The organism is Actinoplanes subglobosus (assembly GCF_042650585.1).
Classification (GTDB): domain Bacteria; phylum Actinomycetota; class Actinomycetes; order Mycobacteriales; family Micromonosporaceae; genus Actinoplanes; species Actinoplanes subglobosus.
Genome location: NZ_JBHSBL010000019.1, coordinates 640,596 through 659,272 on the forward strand (window position 1 = coordinate 640,596; position 18,677 = coordinate 659,272).

Consider the following 18,677-nt stretch of genomic DNA (forward strand, 5'->3'; position numbering starts at 1 on the left):
TCGGCCCGCCGGCGACGCCGATCGTGGTGAGGGCGCCGGGGCCGGCGTCGCACTGGTCGGCCGAGGCCAGGTCGATCCACATCCGGACCGGAGTGGCATCGGGATGCCGGGCCCGTCCCGGCGGGTACACGTCGACCTCGGCGAGGGGGCCGCGTTCGTCGACGATCTCGGCGTGGTGCCCGGTGTACCGGTTCCCGGCCCGCGGGTCCACCGTGTCCGGCCAGTACACGACCGTCGCGCACTCGTAGTCGTGGGCGAGCACCCCGGGCGGCGGGCACGACGGGCGCACCCGGTCCGGCAGCGAGGCGAGGTAGGAGCGCTCCAGATAGACCGCGCCGGCCAGCGTCAGCTCGGGCCATCGCGGGCCGAGGGTGGTGCCGCCGATGACCCCGTCCGGCCCGGTGAAACAATCGTCCACCTGCACGTCGGCCCAGCTGATCTCCTTGGCCACGGCGGCCGACGGGCAGCACCCGAGGTCGACGTCGATCAGCAGATCCGGATCGAATCCGTGCTCCACCGGCTCCCGCACCCAGAACGCGCACCGGGTCTCACCGTCGATCCGGCCGAGGAACCCGGCCATCCCCAGGAACACACTTCTCATGCCCGCCCCTTTCGCGTCATCGATGGGGAGACTCTGCGGCCGGGGCGTGCGGCGATCGTTCGGAGTTTGTTGAATCCGCTGGTCACCCACGCCCGGCCCGCCTGACGAGCTTTTGGTTCCGGCGTTGAAAAGTTTGGCATCTGCGCATTGAAAGATCTGGACGTCTCGATAGAACTAGATCAGGATGTTCACAACCTTGAATCTCACCCGTAACCGGGGAGCGCAGATGAGACGCCTGTCCGTGGTCGCCCTTCTGATTTCAGCCGCCGTCACCGTCACCGCGGCACCGCTGGCGGCGTTCGCCGTCGATCCGCCGCCGCAGGAACCGGGGGTGACCCTCCGGACGTTCGACATCGGGGTGCCACTCAACCGGGTCTGTGAGCTCAAGCCGGGGCAGACGCCCAACGTGGACAAACTGATGCCCACCATCGACTGGTCGACCGACGAGCAGTTCGGTCTGCAGTCGAACTTCGTCACCCACGCGATCACCAACCTCACCACCACCGCGGCCGGGACCTACACGTTCCGGCTGACCAGCGACGACGGCTCGAAACTGTGGATCGGCGACCAACTGGTCATCGACCACGACGGGCTGCACGGCAACGTGCCCAAGGACGGCACCGTCGACCTGGCCGCCGGCCTGCACCCGCTGCGCGTCGAGCACTTCGAACGCGAGGGCGGCCAGGAACTGCGGCTGGCCTGGAAGCCACCCGGCGCCGGCGACTTCACGATCGTGCCGACGAGCGCGCTGAGCACCGACGCCGGCGTGGTCCGGGTGACCGCCCCGGGCCGCAAGGAGTGCGTCTCCGGCACCGACACGCCCGGTGACGGGCTGCCGCTGGCCTCGGTCAACCCCGGATACACGCTCACCGACCTGCGGCCGCCGGGCTTCGAACCCCAGGTCACCGGTATCGCCTGGCGGCCCGACAAGAAGATGGTGATCACCACCTGGGGTGGCACCGACAAGGTCGAGGGCAAGGTCTACCTCGTCTCCGACGTGACCGGGAAGACCGGGCCGGGCAGCGTCACCTACCGGGAGATCGCGAACGGGCTCAAGGAGCCGATGGGTGTGGCCGTCGTCGACGGCATGGTCTACGTGTCACAGAAACACGAGCTCACCGAGCTGCGTGACACCGACGGCGACCAGGTGCTCGACACCCGGCGCACCGTCGCGGTGTGGCCGTTCGGCGGGAACTTCCACGAGTTCGCGTTCGGCCTGCTCTACCGGGACGGGAACTTCCACCTCAACCTCTCCGTGTCGATCAACTACGGCGGCGCCACCACCGACCCGCAGCCGGTCGGCGGCCGTGGCACGCACATCGTGGTCAACCGCAGGAGCGGCCAGGTCACCACGGTGGCCGGGGGCCTGCGCACCCCGAACGGCATCGGCTGGGGCCCGGACGGATCGATCTACGTGACCGACAACCAGGGCGGCTGGCTGCCCTCGTCGAAACTGATCAAGATCAAGGACAAGGCCTTCTACAACCACTACACCAATCCCGACGGTACGTTCGACGCGCAGCCGGTCACACGGCCGGTGTTGTGGCTGCCGCAGAACCAGATCGGCAACTCGCCCAGCACGCCCGTGCTGCTGGACTCCGGTCCGTACCGTGGCCAGTTCCTGATCGGTGATGTCACCTACGGCGGTCTGCAGCGGGCGGCGATCGAGACGGTCGACGGTGTCGAGCAGGGCGCGGTGTTCCGGCACACGCAGGGCCTGGAGGCCGGCGTCAACCGGGTGTCGATCGGACCGGACGGGGCGATCTACGTCGGTGGGCTGGGCGCCGACGGCAACTGGGGGCAGGACGGCAAACTCCGGTTCGGCCTGCAGAAACTCACCCCGAACGGCACCACCGTCTTCGACATGAAAACCATGAAGGCCACCGCGGACGGCTTCAAGATCGATTACACCGAGCCGCTGTCCGACACGACCATCGCCAAGCTGCCCACCGCGTACCAGCTGGAGCAGTGGCGGTATGCGGCGACCGCGCAGTACGGCGGGCCGCAGGTCGACACCGAGGCCCTGACCGTCACCGCGGCCAAGGTCTCCGCCGACCGCAGGACCGTCACCCTGACCGTCCCCGGGCTGCGCCGCGACCGGATCGTGCACCTGCGCTCGCCGCGGCCGTTCGCCAGCCGCGACGGCGAGACACTGTGGAGCACCGAAGCCTGGTACACCATGAACGAGCTGCCCGGTAAACAGCCACAGCCGGTGTACTACGAGGCCGAGGAAGGCTACCGGGAGGGCACGGCCGGCCTGGCCACCGACCACCGCGGCTTCTCCGGCATCGGGTTCGCCGCCGGGTTCGGCAGCCTCAACGCCTCCACCACCATCCACGTCAACGCCGATCGCAGCGGCGATCACACGGTGGGGCTGCGCTACTCCAACGGGCCCAACCCGTTCAGCGGCACCAAGACGGTCAGCCTGCACGTCAACGGCCGCAAGATCAAACAGGTGGCGCTGCCCAGCACCGTCACCTGGGAGGAGTGGGCGACCGTCACCGAAACGGTCAACCTGCGCAAGGGCGCCAACACCATCACCTACCGGGTCGACGCCCTGGACACCGGGCACGTCAACCTCGACCTGATCAGCGTCCGCGAACCCGGCCGGCGGATCACCCTCTTCGACGGTAGGGACCTGGACAACTGGCTGCACACCGACGGCCGCCGCGCGCAGTGGCCGCTGATCACCGGCGGCGCCACCGAGGTCTGCTGCGGTGACCTGCGGACCAAGGACGCGTACGGGGACTACCAGCTGCACGTCGAGTTCAAGGTGCCGCTGCTGCCCGACGACGTGACCGGGCAGAACCGCGGCAACAGTGGCGTCTACCAGCAGGAACGCTACGAGCTGCAGATCCTCGACTCGTTCGGGGACACCACTCTCGCCGACAACGAGGCCGGGGCGATCTACACGGTCAAGGCACCCGACGTGAACGCGGCCACCGCACCGGAGACGTGGCAGACCTACGACATCACGTTCCGGGCCGCCCGCTACGACAGCAGCGGCGCCAAGACGGCGAACGCCCGGATCACGGTCGTCTGGAACGGCCGAACCGTCCACGACGACATCGAGATCCCGGCCGGAACCGGCGGCAACATCCCCGAGGGCCCGTCCACCGGCGCGATCCGTCTGCAGGACCACGGCAACAAGGTCCAGTACCGCAACATCTGGATCGAACCGGCCTGACGACACGTGCTGGTGGCGCCGGCCCGGGCGCCACCGGCACGTCCTACTCGCTGAAGGTGGTCACGGACAACGCCTTGTCGAATCGGCCGGCTGCCAGGTCGTCGTAGCGGATCACGAAACTGCCGGAGTAGAACTCGTCGTCGGTGGGAAATGCGGCCAGGGTCAGCCACTCCCCCGCCAGGCGCTGCTTCTCCCGGGCCACGGCCGAGTACCAGCCGGATATCGGCACGGTGATCTCGCCGGCCTTCTCCCGGCCGGCGAGCGTCTGCTCGGCGATGCTCGTGAGCACTTGGTCGTCGACGTGACCGCCGATGTATGCGGTGGGGAATCCCCCGCCGGACGGCCAGAACTCGCCGGCCAGGGCGAGGAGTTCGTCACCCTCGTCCTCGTCCTCGTCGTCCTGGTGATCATCGGCCAGGTCCGCGACGATCGTGGCCCTGAGGGAGCTCACCGGGTCGTCGATCTCGACCCCGGACGGCACGTACACCACTCGCGCGTACGACTGATCGCCCTCGGCCGCGGCCAGGAGGTCCTTCTCATGATCCAGGTAGAACAGCAGCGAACCCGCCGCCGGCAGGCCCTCGATCCGGGGCACCGCCGCGCAGTCGACCGATAAGACGAACGGCAACCCCTCGTCCACCGGCAGCCGGGGCGTCCCGCCGGCATGTCCGGCGGGAACACCGTCGGCGCCCGCTGTCAGGCGGATCGACAGGCGGAGCCGCCCGAGGAACCTGTCGACCTCGTCGTCCGGGAATCCCGCCGCGAGCGCCGCATCACGAAACCGGCCCTGATCATTCATGGGTGAGCATGATGCCAGGAACGTGACGGGCGCCCGGACCCACCGACCCCGGTCGACCTCCACTGTCGATCATCGGTCCCGGCAGATCGGGGTGCTCGAGGAACAAGCCGTCATCGTGCTCGAGATCAGCCTTGGCGCCGCCGAGAAGATTGGTGACGCAGCGTTCGCCACGCACCTCCGGGAGCTGGTCGAGAGAGCGACCGATGGCCAGGGCCAGGCCTGGATTCCCAAGGCTGGCGCAACTCAGCGGCCTTTGGACGGGCCGCGAGCCGTGCCTTCGCACACCCGGTTCCCGCCGGATACCCGGTTCACATGACGCGGGGCAACGCCGGCAAGGCGGGCCGGTCGAGCCACGCCGCGAACAGGGCGTCGAGGGACTTCGGCGTGTGACGGGCGGCGTGCTCCCGGAACTGGGCCGTCGTCACGGTCCGATGCCGGTGCTCGGCCACCCACGAGCGCAGCAGCGCGAAGAACGCCTGCTCCCCCACCTCGGCCCGCAGCGCGTGCACGGTCAGCGCCCCCCGCTTGTAGACGAGCGGGTCGAACATCCGGTCCACGCCCGGGTCGGCGATGGCGAACCGGGCCGGCTGCGCCGCGACCCAGGCGTGCCATCCGGCGGCGTGGGCGTTCGCCGACGGGCCGCCGGAGTCTTCCGACCACAACCATTCGGCGTACGTCGCAAAGCCCTCGTTGAGCCAGATGTGCCGCCAGTCAGCGACCGTGAGACTGTTGCCGAACCACTGGTGGGCAAGTTCGTGGACGACGAGCCGTTCGTGGGTGCGTCGCCCGTCGACGTGGTTGCGCCCGAAGACCGCCATGCCCTGCGCTTCGATCGGGTCGTCGAGGTCGTCGTCGGTGACCACGACGACGTACTCCCGGAACGGGTAGGGCCCGAACAGGCGCTGCATAGCCGTCATGATCTCGCCGTGCCGGCCGAAGTCGTGCCGGAACGCGGCCCGCACCCGTGGGGTGATCGCGGCCCGCTGCGGCACTCCCCCGCGGGCCAGTTCGACCATCTCGTAGCGGCCGATCTGCACGCTCATCAGGTACGGCGCGGTCGGTTCCTCCCGCTCGTACACCCACGTGGTGGTGCCGGCCCCACGACGACGTGCCACCAGGTCGCCGGTGACCAGCACGGTGTACGACGACGCGGCGGTGAACGTGATCAGGAACGACGCCTTGTCATCGGTCCGGTCGTTGCACGGGAACCACGACGACGCCCCGTTCGGCTGGCTGGCGACCAGGACTCCGTCACTGAGCTCGTCCCAGCCGATGTCACCCCACCGGCCCGAGACGGGACCGGGCTTTCCCCCGTACCGTATCTCGGTCTTGAAGGTCGCCCCGTAGCCGATCGGGCGGTCGGGTTTGATCCGCAGTTTGCCGCCACGATGCTCGAATTTCGCCGGCCGCCCGTCGACCCGCACGCCGCGCACGCCGAGCCGGGCCAGGTCGAGGGTGAATCGGGTGAGCGGCTGGACGGCCCGCCCGGTGACGACCGCCTTGCCGGTGAGCCGGTTCGACACGACCCGGTAGTCGATCTCGATGTCGTAGTGCAGCACCCGGTAGCCGCCGTTGCCGTGTTCCGGCAGGTAGGGGTCGGTGGAGCGTTCGGCACCCGGCGCGGCGCCGAGAGGGATGGAGGCCGGGGTCATACCCGGCGGGAGGCCGCCGCGGGCCAGGTCGCGACCGGGTTGCCGAGCCAGCGGCTGTCGTCGGGGACCGCGTCGCCGCGGGTGACGAGCGAGCCGGGACCCACGGTGGTACGGGCGCCGATGCTGGCGCCGGGCAGCACGATCCCGTGCGGGCCGAGCGTCGCGCCCGCGCCCAGAGTGACCTCGTCCATGCTCATGATCCGATCATGGAACAGGTGGGTCTGCACCACGCACCCCCGGTTGACGGTGGCCCCGTCGCCGAGACGCACGAGATCGAACTCGGGAAGCCACAGCGTCTCCAGCCACACCCCGCGGCCGATCTTGACGCCGAGCGTCCGCAGCCACACGTTGAGCAACGGCGTGCCGGCGGCGAGCCGGAACATCCAGGGCGCGGCGAGCACCTCGACGAACGTGTCGGCGAGTTCGTTACGCCACACGAACGACGTCCACAGCGCCCGTTCCCCGGTCCGGAACCGGCCGACGAGCAGCCATTTCGCGAGGGTGGCGAGGAGCGCGCCGGAGATCGCGGCGGCGAACAGCACCGGCCCGGCGGCGGGCGCGGCCGCCCAGCCGCCGGCGACGTCCCAGATCAGGGTCAGCGCGGCCAGCGCGAGGACGGCCAGCGCACCGGCGAAGATCACCGGGACGATGCGGCACAGTTCGACGACGGCGCGGGCCACCTTGAGGCGGGCCGGCGGGTCGAAGGTGCGGCGGGTGTCGGCGGTCTCGACGACGCGGCGCAGCGGCATCGGCGGGGCACCGAGCCACGACGACCCCTTCTTCGCCTTGTGCGGTGCCGACGACAGCACGCCGACCAGGCCGCGCTTGGGCACCGACCGGCCGGGGGCGGTCATTCCGGAGTTGCCGAGGAAGGCCTGCTTGCCGATCTTGGCGGGAGCGACCCGCAGCCAGCCCCGGTCGAGCTCGTACGTGGCGACCATCGTGTCGTCGGCCAGGAATGCCCCGTCATCGACGGTCGTCATCGACGGGACGGCGAGCACGGTGGAGATCTCCACCCCGCGGCCGACCTTGGCGCCGAGCAGCCGCAGCCACACCGGTGTGAACAGGCTGGAGTAGATCGGGAACAGCGCGACCCGGGCCATGCCCATCAGGTGCTCGGTCGTCCAGACCTGCCACGCCACCCGCCCCTGCACGGGGTGGAAGCCGGTCTTCAGGCCGATGCTGAGCAGCCGGACGGACACCAGGACGAGCAGGGCATAACCGAGGAGGTACGCGGCAGCGGCGGCCGGGACTGCGAGGAGGACGGTGGCCGGGGTGATCCCACCGGCGAGCAGCCACGTGGCCAGGGCGAGTGCCGGCAGTGCCGCGGTCACCGGCAGCAGGGCCAGCAGCTGGGCGGTGAGACTGTAGGCGACCACCCAGGTGGGGGCGCTCAGCCGGGACCGGGCGGGACGTTGGGACGGCCAGACGGTGGCGCCCTTGCCGGTCACGGGGACGGCCGGTGAGCCGGCCCACCGCTGGCCGCCCGGAACGGTGCCGGTGACGGTCGAACCGGCGGCGACCTTGGCGCCCTTGCCGACGCGGGCACCGGGCATCAGCGTGCTGCGGGCCCCGACCCGGCCGCCGGCGCCGACCCGGACCGAGCCGACGCGGACGACGTCGCCGTCGACCCAGTAGCCGGACAGGTCGACCTCGGGTTCGATCGCGGCGCCGCGACCGAGCCGGAGCAGGCCGGTGACCGGCGGCGCGGAGTGCAGGTCGACGTCGCGGGCGATCCGGGCGCCGAGCAGCCGAGCGTATGTGGTCATCCAGCCGGCCCCGCCGATGCCGGTGGCGCCGGTCAGTTCGGCGAACCGTTCGGCCGCCCACAACCGCACGTGCACGCCACCGCCGCGCGGGTACTCGCCGGGACCCACGCCGCGCAGCAGCAGCCGGGCCGCACCGGCCGACAGCAGGATGCGCCCGGGCGGGCTGAACAGGGTGAGCCAGGACGCGCCGAGCCACCACCAGGAGACCGTCGGCGCGAGCGACACGACCTTGCCGACGGCGGCCAGGATCGTCAGCCAGCGGATTCCGACCAGCGCCAGCATCGGCAGCATGAACAGGAACTGCACGAACCCGGTGTGGCGCGGCGTGGGCCGTACCTCCCGGCGCTCTGTGGCCTGGGTACCGAGACCGTCGAGGATCGCCGCCATCTCCGACAGCCGGGGGTTCTGGTAGACGTCGGCCACCGACACCTGCGGGTGCTTCTGCCGGATCCAGGCCACGAGCTGTGCCGCGTTGAGGCTGCTGCCGCCGCTGCTGAAGAAGTCGGCGCCGGCGTCGCCCGGACGCACGCCGAGGATCTGCTCCCAGCCGCCGGCCAGCCACTCCTCGGTGTCGGTCATCTCGTCCGGGTCGGCGGTGCCGATCGCGAGGGGCCAGGGCAGGGCGGCCCGGTCGACCTTGCCGGAGGTACGGGTCGGCAGCGCGTCGACGATCGCCAGCAGCGGGACGAGGGCGGCCGGAAGCTGCTCGCGGATACGCGCGGTGGCGGAGGGGACGTCGAACTCGTCGGCGTCGTGCGGGACCAGGTAGCCGACCAGCAGCTGGTTGCCGGCGGCGGTGCGCTTGACCGCGGCGGCCGCGCCGGCGACACCGGGCAGCGCCTGCAGGGCGGCGTCGACCTCGCCCAGCTCGATCCGGCGGCCACCGAGTTTGACCTGTTCGTCGCCGCGGCCGAGGAACAGCAGCCCCTCGGGCTCGGCGCGGACGATGTCGCCGCTGCGGTAGGCGCGAGCCCAGTCGAGGGACAGCAGTGGCGCGAACTTCTCGGCGTCCTTGGCGGCGTCGAGGTAGCGGGCCAGGCCGACGCCGCCGATCACCAGCTCGCCGGTCTCGCCCATGCTGACCGGCTCGCCGGACGGGTCGACGACGGCGAGGTCCCAGCCGTCCAGCGGCAGGCCGATGCGCACCGGGCCCTCGCCGGTCATCCGGGCGGCGCACGCGACCACGGTCGCCTCGGTCGGCCCGTAGGTGTTCCACACCTCACGGCCCTCGACGGCGAGGCGCTCGGCCAGCTCGGGCGGGCACGCCTCGCCACCGAAGATCAGCAGGCGGACGTCCTCGAGGGCCTCGGCGGGCCACAGGGCGGCGAGTGTCGGCACCGTGGAGACGACGGTGATGCGCTGCTCGGACAGCCACGGGCCGAGGTCGACGCCGCTGCGGACCAGCGATCGGGCGGCCGGAACCAGGCAGGCGCCGTGCCGCCAGGCCAGCCACATCTCCTCGCAGGACGCGTCGAAGGCCACCGACAGGCCGGCCAGGACCCGGTCGGCCGGGCCGAGGGGCGCGACGTCGTCGCCGACGAGGAACAGCTGCGCCTCGGCGTCCACGAACGCGGCGGCGGCGCCGTGCGGCACCGCCACCCCCTTCGGGGTGCCGGTGGACCCGGAGGTGAAGATGATCCAGGCGTCGTCGGCGGGTCCCGGCCGGCCGGTCCTTCCTTCGGGGGTACGCCGCACCGAAACGCTCAGCCCGTCGCCGAGGACGGCGCACACTCCCGCCTCGGCCCAGACCAGCTCGGCACGCTCGTCGGGGTCGTCCGCGTCGACCGGCACGTACGCCGCGCCGGCGGCCAGCACACCCAGGATCGCCAGGTACAGCTCCGCCGTACCGGAGGAGATCCGGATGCCGACCCGGTCGCCGAGGCCGACGCCGTGCCCGGCCAGGGTGGCCCGCAGCGTCTCCACGTCGGCGGCGAGCCGCGCGTAGGTGAGTGTCGTCGCGCCGGTGTCGATCGCCGTGGCGTCCGGGTGTGCCGCGACGGTGGCGTCGAGGACGTCGATCAGGGTGCGGCGGATCGGCACCGAGGGGGACCGGAACACCGCCGGCGCCTCGGTCGTGAACTCCAGCTCGGGCAGCTCGATCAGTCGCAGATCGGTCGTCACTGTCACCTAGCGCGCTCCATTTCCACCCTCGGTTCGCCGTCGCCGTACGCGGCAACATTCGAAACTACGGGCGGCGAACGGGAAATAACGGCCGAATGGCCTGTACGTGTTGACCGACACAGGGATAACCATCCGAACGGTCAGTCGGCTTGCACCCGGTTTCGACCGGCTCGTTTCGCTTCGTACAGTCGCCGGTCGGCCACGCTCAGCGTCTCCGTCAACGACGCGGGACCGGCGGTCTCGGCCAGTCCGAGACTGATCGTGACGGCCAGTCCCGGCTCGATCGTCTCCCAGGGGTAGGCCGCCACACCCGCCCGCAGCAGCTCGCACCGGGCGCGCGCGTCCTCGATCCCGGAGCCGTGCAGCGCGATCAGGAACTCCTCGCCGCCGAACCGGGCCACCAGGTCGGTCTCGCCGATCCGGTCGAACAGGATCGACGCGATCCGGCGCAGCACCTCGTCGCCGATGAAGTGGCCGTACCGGTCGTTGACCTGTTTGAACAGGTCGACATCGGCGACCGCGACACAGACCGGGCCACCGGCCGCGACGAGTTTCGGCAGCCGCTCGTCGGCCGAGCGCCGGTTCGGCAGGCCGGTCAGGGCGTCCTCGGTCGCCTGGCGTTGCCACAGCAGGTTGTCGGCGGCGAGTTCGGCGCTGCGGGCCCGGTGCAGTTCCGCCTCCAGACGCGCGTTCTCCGCCTCCAGGCGCACGTTGTCCAGCTCGAAGTGGTGCGCGGCCATCCGGGCCCGGGCCGCGGCGACCTGATTGTGCAGCTCACGTTCCAGGTCGTGGAAGTCCTTGTAGTGGGCGAGGGCCGCGACGTGGTCACCGATCAGCTCGTAGGCCTCGGACAGCTCCCGGAAGATCTCCATCGCCATCGGCTTCTCGCCCGCCTGGTGGGCCCGGTCCAGCGCCAGCAGCAGGCCCTCGATGGCCTCGGCGTGGTCACCGCGCATCAGCCGCACCCGGGCCTGGTGCTGCAGCGCCCCCGACTCCAGCGTGCGGTACCCGGACCGGACCGCGATCAGCCGGGACTCCTCGATCAGAGCGGCCGCGCCGTCCAGGTCGCCGTCGAGCGCCAGCAGCATCCCGAAGTTGTCGAGGCTGATCGCCTCCCGGAACGGGTGCCGGGCCTCCCGGGCCAGGTGCAACGCCTCGGCCACGTAGCCGAGGGCACCGGCCAGCACGGTGCCGGCGGCGACGGTCTCGCCGCGGCCGCGGAGCCGGGCCACCTCGTACACCGCGTTGTCGCTGACGTTGTTGAGAATGCAGAACCGGGCCTCGGCGTCCATCCCGTCGGCCATGCTCAGGGCCAGCATCAGGTACTCGCTGCTCAGCTCACGGTCGCCCATCGTGCCGTGCACCACGCCGGTCCGGTTGTGCACCCAGTAGAGCAGGTCCCGATCGCCCAGGCTCTGCGCGATGTCCCGGGCCTGGGCCAGCACACCCAGCGCCTCGTCGTGCATGCCGAGCTCCAGCAGCGGGATGGCCTGGAGCGTGTAGACCTCGCAGAGCCCGACGGTGTCGCCGAGGCCCTCCAGCATCACCGCCGCCTTCCGGCAGGCCGCGATCGCCTCCTCCTGGCCGCCGAGCCGCATCAGCTGGTTGGCCAGCGAGCGCAGAGCGGCCGCCTCGCCGGCGTCGTCACCTGCGGACGCCGCCATGTCCGCCGCCGCGCGGGCCAGCTCGCAGCCGGCCCGGTAGTCGCCGGCCAGCCGCTTCCGCTCAGCCTCCTCCAGCAGGGCGTCGACGGTCACGGGGCCGCTGTCGGCTGTGTACACGGTGGTCAAGCCGGCCTCCCTCAGCACCTCGGGCACCAGGGAAGCATCGGCCCGCCCGGGCCGGGCATGAGGAGTCAGCGGCTCCCGGCGCGGGTCCGGCCGTACTCGGCAAGGGTGTGGAATGCCGCCTTGGGTGTCCAGGAGCCGTCCGGGAGCACCCGCACGATCCCGCGGGCGGCCAGGTCGAAGTCGCGCTCCGGGTCGCCGGTGGTCGGCAGGTGCCGGTTGGCGAACGTGTACACGAACGCGGCCTCCACACCGCCGGCGTCGTAGTCGTCGAGCAGGTCGACCAGGTAGCGGGCCTGGCCCTGCTCGTCGCGTTCCAGCTCGGCGGTCAGCGTCGCGGCCCGGCCGTGCTCGTCGTAGGTGACCGGCTCGGGCCCGCCCGCGACGTCGGCCGCACCCCGGAACGTGCAGCAGCCGAACTCGGTCGCCGCATAAGGTCTGCCCTGGCCGACGGCGGCCGCCAGGGTCTGCGGAAAGGCCGCGGCGTTCGTCGCGTCACGGTAACCGGCGTCGCTGGCGATGATGTCGAACAGCGCCCAGTCGACGTCCTCCAGCGGGATCGACGCGTACCCGATCCGCCCGCCGAAGCGTTTGCGCACCTCGGGGACGGCCTCGGCGAGGAAGTCCCGGACCGCGGCGCGGGCGGCGGGCACGGCCTGCCGCATCCGCATCGGGTCGGTGAAGATCGCCATCCGCTCGGTCAGGTCGCGGCCGGGCAGGAACCCGTCGGTGAACATGGCGATCTCCGAGCCGGTCAGGTAGACGACATCGGCGCCGTCGAGCCGGAGCCGTTCGGCACGCTCGGCGCCGTCCAGCACGAACGCCAGGAGCTGCTCGCGGTCCAGGCCGTTGGTGAACGGGCAGTACCAGACCTCGAGACCGGCGTCGGCGGCGAGGCGGGCGGTCAGCTCCAGGCGGTCCTGGACACCGCCGGTGATGCGTACGGCGTCGCAGTGCAGTTCCTCGCGGATGACCCGCAGGTCGTTCCGGACGACATCGGGGTCGAAGGGTTCGTGGGTGGTGGATCCGGCGCTGACGAAGCCGGTGTCGTAGTTCATGCCGAAGACGCGCACGGGTGATCCCCTCGCAGTTAAGGTACGCCACGTACCCTATAAGGTACGTGGCGTACCCTGCAAGGCGTGACCACCAGACGCCGCGGCGAGGAACTGGAACAGGCGATCCTGCACGCGGCGGCACAGGAGCTGCGCGAGTCCGGTTACGCGGGGATGACCATGGACCGGGTCGCGGCCCGCGCCGGCACCAACAAGAACACCATCTACCGCCGCTGGCCGCACCGGGCCGCCCTGGGCATCGCCGCCTATCGCCACCTGTCCGACACCGCGATGCCCCACCCCGACACCGGAACACTGCGCGGCGACGCCCTGGAGATGCTGCGGCAGGCCAACCGGACCTGGTCCTCCCCGCACGGCGCGATCCTGCGCGGCCTGCTCGCCGCCGCCGCCGACGAACCGGAGCTGCTCACCCTCATGCGCGAGCGCTCCGGCGCCGACACCATGGACCTGGCCTGGCAGGCGATGATCGACCGGGCGGTGACCCGCGGCGAGGCACCGGCGGCGGCCGCGCACCCCCGGGTCGCGAGCACCCCGATGATGCTGCTGCGCGCCGAGTACGCGATACGCGGCACCCCCTCGGTCCCCGACGAGGTCCTGACCGAGATCGTCGACGAGGTCTTCCTCCCCCTGGTCCGCGGCCGCACCTGACCACCGCCCGGGGGGGGGCCGACCAGCCTTTCCGAGCACCGCCGCCCGGGTCAGACCGGTCGGATGCTGCCGTGTGGCTCGTCGCGGACGGCCCGCCCGAACAGCACGCCGATCGCGATCGCGGCCGTCATCACGGACGCCAGCGCCAGCGCCGGGATCAGCCATGGCGACGCGCCGTCGGGGTGGGCGCCGGGCGTCAGCATCGAGTGCACAGTATGGACCGGACCGACGATGCCCAGGCGCTTGGCGAACATGACCGAGTTGAGGGCGATCGCCCACACCGGCGCGGCCGAGAGCACCACCGCCATCCCGGCCGCCGCCGAGACCAGCAGACCCGAACCCGGCGGCAGGCAGCGGATCCGGTAGGCGGCAGCCGCGGCCAGCAGCCACCCGGCCAGCGCGCCGAGCAGTCCACCGGCGACGGTCAGCGGCAGATAAGCGACGCTGCGCTCAGCGAACAGGGTGAGGACGATCCCGCCGGTCAGCATCTTGCCGGCCTCGCCACCCAGGGCATCCTCGGCCCGTCCGGTCAGGACGAGTCCGTCACGTTCGGCTGTCAGATCCGCATACCGGGGTTCGAAGAGGCAGGACCGGTCCCCCTCCTCGTCCGTGGTGCAGACCGGCGGCTGCCCCTCGTGGAGCGTGAACCCGGTGACCGTCCACCCGGCCGCCACCAGCCCGGCGCGGGCGTCCTCGGCGGTCCAGGTGGTGACATCCGGACGCTGATCGCGGGGTGGCACGCTGAGCGTGAGGGTGTCCTCCCGGCCCGCCATACGGTCGAGACGGACGTGACCGGCATCCGGCGCCGGGTCGGCGACAGCGGTGTCCATGATCTCCACCGCGCCGGCTCTCGACGGCAGATCAGTGAAGGTGCCCTGCCCCACCCAGCTCCCGGCGGCGGCTCCGAACACTCCGAGGATCATGGCCACCAGTACCGCCGTCACCGCGGCGAGCGGCCGGCCGGCCGGAAGCCGGAATCGCTGCCGCACTCCGCTGTGGATGAGATGCCAGGCCTCACCGGCGGATGGCCGGGACCGGCCCGGCTCCGCCATCTCCAGCATCGTCGTGATCATCTCGGTGCCATGGCGGCGCCGATAGGGCCCCGAATACGCCAGCAACAACCGCCGATAGGTACGCACCAGCCGCTCGTCGGCGACCGGCCAACTCTCCGCGCTCACGCGACTCCTCCGGCAAGCCGGGACAGGCCGGGAACGATGCCGGGCCGGCGGCGCAACTGCCCGCGGGCCGCGTCAGCCCGCCGCTCGAGCCGCTCGATCTCGGCACCGAGCGCGCTCGCACCGTCGGTGGTGAGCCGGTAGTAGCGGCGCAGACGCCCCTCGACCGCCTCCTCCCGGTCCGGCTCGATGAGCCCCTGCTCGGTGAGCCGGTCGAGCGCGCCGTAGAGGGTCCCGGGCCGCAGCTTCACCTCACCACCGGAGAGATCGGCCACCGTCCGCACGATGCCGTAGCCGTGGCGGGGCTCCCCCGCCAGCGCGGCCAGGATGAGAAAGGTCGGTTCCTGCATACCACCGAACCCTACGCCCGGCGGAATATATCGTCAACCGATGCATCGTCCGTCGGACTATCACCGACACCCTGACACTGAACGCGTGGCGGAAACGAGCCGGCCGGCGTCCCCACCGACGACAGCTCCTCCTCGGCCCACCGCGGGATCTCGGCCGGCCACCGGTCGGCGCCCGTCACCAGCAGGCGCTCCCACGCGACCACCAGAAGCATGGCCCGGCACCGCCGGCCGGTCACCGCCATGGCCCGAAGGCAGCGGCGCGCGCCGCCGAGGTCACGGTCGACATGGATGAAGTGGCTGAGCTGCCGCCACAACGTGTCCCCCGCCTCGTCGTGCCCCAGCCGGGCGAGCACGTCGACGACGTGCAGCCGGTCCGGTGGGTGCAGCGACGAGTCGAGGAGCTCGCACAGCACCGGGCCGATCTCGGTGCGGCCGGCCGCCGCGGCCAGGCCGATGAACGTGCCGAACTCCGGCCAGCGGGACCCAGCCGCCAGCCGTCGTACCAGCTCGGGCGCGTTGTCGCCGAAATCCGTATCGCCGCCGAGGAGTGCCGTGATCCGGCGGTCGGCCCCGGCCGGGTCGGCGACGTGCCCGTCGAACGGCGGGGATTCACCGCTTCCGTCCGGCCACGGTGACGCCATCCGGCCGGCCGCGATCAGGGCCCGCGACTCACGGTCGTGCCGGTAGGCCGCCGGGATCACGGTGAGCGACAGCGGCTCGCCCGTCGACCGGGACCGCGCCGACACCGGGCCAGCGTTGCGCGGGCCGGGTCCTTCGCGGGACATCCACTCGGTCAGCGGCATCTCGAAGGAGGCCCACGAATGCCGGATCACGAGGATCACGTCGTCCTGGTCGGTCACGGGCGGCTCCATCGGTCGCGGCGTACCAGTATGGCTCGCGCAACAGTTTCGGGCGCTCAGGCGGACCGGCCGGATGCCGATGAGGAGGCCTGATCGGAAGGGGACGATGTGAGCGTGCTGGTTCTCGGCGCGGACGACCTGGCCGGCGCGATCACCGAGCTCGAGGACACGTACGTCTTCGACACCGTCGCGATGCGCGACCACGCCGCCGACCTGGAGCGCCGTGCTCACGATCTCGGCGAGCCCCTGCTGGCGGCACGCGCCCGGCTGTGTCTGGGCCATCTGTGGCTGCGGTCGGGGGACGTCGCCCAGGCCGACCGGATCATCCGCGTCGTGCACCGGTGGGCGACGGAGCACGGCGACCGGCCGCTGCTGGCCCGGGCGCATTCGCTGTGGTCGACAGTGCACCGGCACACCGGCGACGACGCGGCCTCACTGGATCACATGGTGATCGCCGTCGAGTTGCTCGACGGGGCCGGTAGCGCGTACCTCCAGATCTGGACGCGGGTGAAACTCGCCGATGCCCTCGGACAGCTGGGGTCGTTGGACGCCGCCCGCGAGCGCTACGCCGAGGCCGAGCAGTGGGCTATCCGGCTGGGTCAGCAGCGCCTGCATGTGGGAGTTCTGAACAACTGGGCGTGGACGGAATGCGCCACCGGCCACCCGGACCGGGCCGATACCGTCGTCACCCGGATGCTGGAGAGCGCCGGCCGGTACGACTTCGAGCTGGAACCCGCCGATCTCGACACCGTCGCGGGTGTGCAGATCGCCAACGGGGCGTACGCCGAGGCCGAGGAACTGCTGCTGGCCTGTATCGAACGGCACCGGCGCGGTGAGCACGAAGACGCCGACGCACTGCCGGAGTACCTGCTGTCGCTGGCGCGGGCCCGGCGTGGCCGCGCGGACGTGGACCAGGCGCAGCGCACGCTGGACGAGTGCCGTGACATGTGCGCGGCCCGGGGCCTGTCCGCGCTGCTCGGCCGGGTGCACGAGGAGCAGGCCGAACTCCACGCGGCCCGCGGCGAATACGCCGAGGCCCTGGCAGCCCACAAGGCATACGTCGCGGCCGAGATGGCGGCGCACTCCGAGCAGCGGGAGGCGCTGGCCCAGAACCGGCTGGCCATGCTGGAGACGGCCGAGGCCCGCCGCGACGCCACCGAGTTCCGCGACCAGGCCCGCCGGGACGCCCTGACGTGCCTGCACAACCGGCGTTTCGTCGACGAGAACCTGCCCCCACTGCTTTCCGGCGGTACGGGCTGCGCCGTCGCGTTGCTGGACATCGACCACTTCAAGCGCCTGAACGACGAGCTCTCCCACGAGACGGGCGACCTCGTGCTGATCGAGGTGGCGAAACTGCTCCGGGCCGCGGCCGACGATCTGGGGCCGGACGCTTTCGCCGCACGCCTGGGCGGCGAGGAGTTCCTGCTGGCGTTGCCCGGCCGGTCCACACGGGAGGCCGCCGTCATCGCCGCCACCGTTCGCGACGCGGTGCGGGCCCATCCGTGGCAGGAGCTGACCCACGGCCGGCCGGTGACGGTCAGCATCGGCGTGGCCGGCACGGATGACGGCGACCGTACCCAGCCGGCGTTGCTCTCCCGGGCCGACGCCCGCCTGTACGAGGCCAAGCGCGCCGGACGGGACCGCGTCGCCTGCTGACGACCACTGTCGGATTCGATCCCATCACTTAGGGTTCGACTGTGGCCAGAGCGACGCCGTTGACATACGAGGGTGCCCTCAAGCTGCTCGGCGGGCACTCCCCCGCCGTGGTCGAGGCGCTGGAGCGGATCACCGGGGCCGGCATCCTGCTCGGCGCGATCGTCGTGCCCGGCGCGCTGGGCCTGGTCGACGGCAAACAGGAGGCCGGGCGCCTGCTGCGTGACCTGGCCGGCGCCGCGACGGCGAGGCTGCACGGCACCCATGGGCACGGCCGGCACGAGCTGGTGACCGCCGCGCACACGACGATCGTCCTGGCGGCGTTCTTCGATGCGCTGCACGAGACGATCGGGCCGTCGTTCGCCGCGCTGAAGGTCAGTGACCGGGAGAAGCTGCAGCTCGCGGCCACGCCCGGCGAGATCGTCACGCAGGCGGAGTGGATCGCCCGGCTGGCCGGGGCCGACCTGCCGCTGCCCGGCCCGTCCGCCGGCTTCGAGGAGAACCTGGGTGGTGTGCTCGCGCCCCGGATCGCCGAGCTGGCCGGAAACGCCGTCGCGTTCTTCGAGGGCCTCCGGGTCTGGAAGACGTTCCGGCTCGACACGTCCACACTGGTGGCCAAGACCACCCGGCGCTGGCGTGAGCTGTACCGCGACGCCTACCTGCGCCTAGCCGCCGACGTGACCGAGTTCTTCGTCTGGGCCTCGCTCGGCGAGCACGCCGCCACCCGGGAGGAGCTGCGCGCCGCCAACGCCCGGCTGCTCGAAGTCCTCGACCGCAACTCCGAGGCGATGGGCCAGCTCCACGACATCCTGGCCGCCGGCGGGATCCCGCGTCGGCCGGGCCGGGTGTCGGTGCGCGGCAAACTCGCCCGAGCGGCGACGGCGGTGCTCGACCAGCCGCTGCTGCGATCGTCGGCGCTGCCCACCGGCCTGCGTTTCCCCACCGTCGCCGAGGGTTTCGTCACGCCGCGGTTCCGCAGCGCGATCGCCTCGGCGGCGCCGG

General features: G+C 71.6%; 13 protein-coding genes. 5 read left to right on the forward strand and 8 right to left on the reverse strand.

The window, feature by feature from the left end:
* Nucleotides 1-827 precede the first annotated feature (827 nt).
* Entirely contained in the window at nucleotides 828-3,788 is a 2,961-nt protein-coding gene (locus tag ACFO0C_RS28390; RefSeq protein ID WP_378069755.1) for a family 16 glycoside hydrolase, read from the forward strand.
* A 43-nt stretch (nucleotides 3,789-3,831) separates the two neighbouring features.
* Here ACFO0C_RS28390 and ACFO0C_RS28395 read toward each other — a convergent pair whose 3' ends face one another.
* Nucleotides 3,832-4,587 (reverse strand): DUF1963 domain-containing protein, encoded by a 756-nt coding sequence (locus ACFO0C_RS28395; RefSeq protein ID WP_378069756.1) that lies wholly within the window; start codon nucleotides 4,585-4,587, stop codon nucleotides 3,832-3,834.
* Between ACFO0C_RS28395 and ACFO0C_RS28400 the strand changes: the two genes are divergently transcribed.
* Nucleotides 4,586-4,903, forward strand: coding sequence for a hypothetical protein (locus ACFO0C_RS28400; protein ID WP_378069757.1), 318 nt, complete (start codon nucleotides 4,586-4,588; stop codon nucleotides 4,901-4,903). The two genes, ACFO0C_RS28395 and ACFO0C_RS28400, sit on opposite strands and share 2 nt — an antisense overlap.
* Here the strand turns inward: ACFO0C_RS28400 and ACFO0C_RS28405 are convergent.
* The 4 genes from ACFO0C_RS28405 to ACFO0C_RS28420 all read right to left on the reverse strand — a co-directional run bounded on the left by ACFO0C_RS28405 (nucleotide 4,896) and on the right by ACFO0C_RS28420 (nucleotide 12,989).
* Complete coding sequence (locus ACFO0C_RS28405) at nucleotides 4,896-6,239, reverse strand: M1 family metallopeptidase (protein ID WP_378069758.1); 1,344 nt, start codon at nucleotides 6,237-6,239, stop codon at nucleotides 4,896-4,898. The two genes, ACFO0C_RS28400 and ACFO0C_RS28405, sit on opposite strands and share 8 nt — an antisense overlap.
* The gene (locus tag ACFO0C_RS28410) at nucleotides 6,236-10,135 is read right to left on the reverse strand and encodes a Pls/PosA family non-ribosomal peptide synthetase (RefSeq protein WP_378069759.1); all 3,900 of its coding nucleotides are present in this window, start codon (nucleotides 10,133-10,135) and stop codon (nucleotides 6,236-6,238) included. The genes ACFO0C_RS28405 and ACFO0C_RS28410 overlap by 4 nt, the downstream gene beginning before the upstream one ends.
* Before the next feature lie 134 nt (nucleotides 10,136-10,269).
* Nucleotides 10,270-11,910 carry a GGDEF domain-containing protein gene (locus ACFO0C_RS28415; protein WP_378069920.1) on the reverse strand — a complete coding sequence of 547 codons (1,641 nt, stop codon included), beginning with the start codon at nucleotides 11,908-11,910 and terminating at the stop codon, nucleotides 10,270-10,272.
* A gap of 74 nt (nucleotides 11,911-11,984) precedes the next feature.
* Nucleotides 11,985-12,989 (reverse strand): hypothetical protein, encoded by a 1,005-nt coding sequence (locus ACFO0C_RS28420; protein ID WP_378069760.1) that lies wholly within the window; start codon nucleotides 12,987-12,989, stop codon nucleotides 11,985-11,987.
* 66 nt (nucleotides 12,990-13,055) lie between these two features.
* On the opposite strand from ACFO0C_RS28420, the gene ACFO0C_RS28425 reads away from it, so the two are divergent.
* Nucleotides 13,056-13,637: a TetR/AcrR family transcriptional regulator gene (locus tag ACFO0C_RS28425; RefSeq protein ID WP_378069761.1), complete on the forward strand. Its 582-nt coding sequence runs from the start codon at nucleotides 13,056-13,058 to the stop codon at nucleotides 13,635-13,637.
* Between the two features lie 50 nt (nucleotides 13,638-13,687).
* On the opposite strand, the gene ACFO0C_RS28430 is transcribed toward ACFO0C_RS28425, so the two are convergent.
* From ACFO0C_RS28430 to ACFO0C_RS28440, 3 genes are read right to left on the reverse strand one after another with little or no spacing between them, the layout of a single operon-like run.
* Nucleotides 13,688-14,815, reverse strand: a complete 1,128-nt coding sequence (locus ACFO0C_RS28430) for a hypothetical protein (protein WP_378069762.1) — start codon at nucleotides 14,813-14,815, stop codon at nucleotides 13,688-13,690.
* Nucleotides 14,812-15,162 carry a PadR family transcriptional regulator gene (locus ACFO0C_RS28435; protein ID WP_378069763.1) on the reverse strand — a complete coding sequence of 117 codons (351 nt, stop codon included), beginning with the start codon at nucleotides 15,160-15,162 and terminating at the stop codon, nucleotides 14,812-14,814. Before ACFO0C_RS28435 ends, ACFO0C_RS28430 begins: the two co-directional genes overlap by 4 nt.
* An 11-nt stretch (nucleotides 15,163-15,173) precedes the next feature.
* Nucleotides 15,174-16,022, reverse strand: coding sequence for a hypothetical protein (locus ACFO0C_RS28440; protein ID WP_378069764.1), 849 nt, complete (start codon nucleotides 16,020-16,022; stop codon nucleotides 15,174-15,176).
* Between the two features lie 108 nt (nucleotides 16,023-16,130).
* On the opposite strand from ACFO0C_RS28440, the gene ACFO0C_RS28445 reads away from it, so the two are divergent.
* Together ACFO0C_RS28445 and ACFO0C_RS28450 are read left to right on the forward strand one after the other, a co-directional pair.
* Nucleotides 16,131-17,678, forward strand: coding sequence for a GGDEF domain-containing protein (locus ACFO0C_RS28445; RefSeq protein ID WP_378069765.1), 1,548 nt, complete (start codon nucleotides 16,131-16,133; stop codon nucleotides 17,676-17,678).
* Between the two features lie 41 nt (nucleotides 17,679-17,719).
* The coding region (locus tag ACFO0C_RS28450; RefSeq protein ID WP_378069766.1) for an NACHT N-terminal helical domain 7-containing protein at nucleotides 17,720-18,677 on the forward strand (958 nt) is incomplete at its 3' end.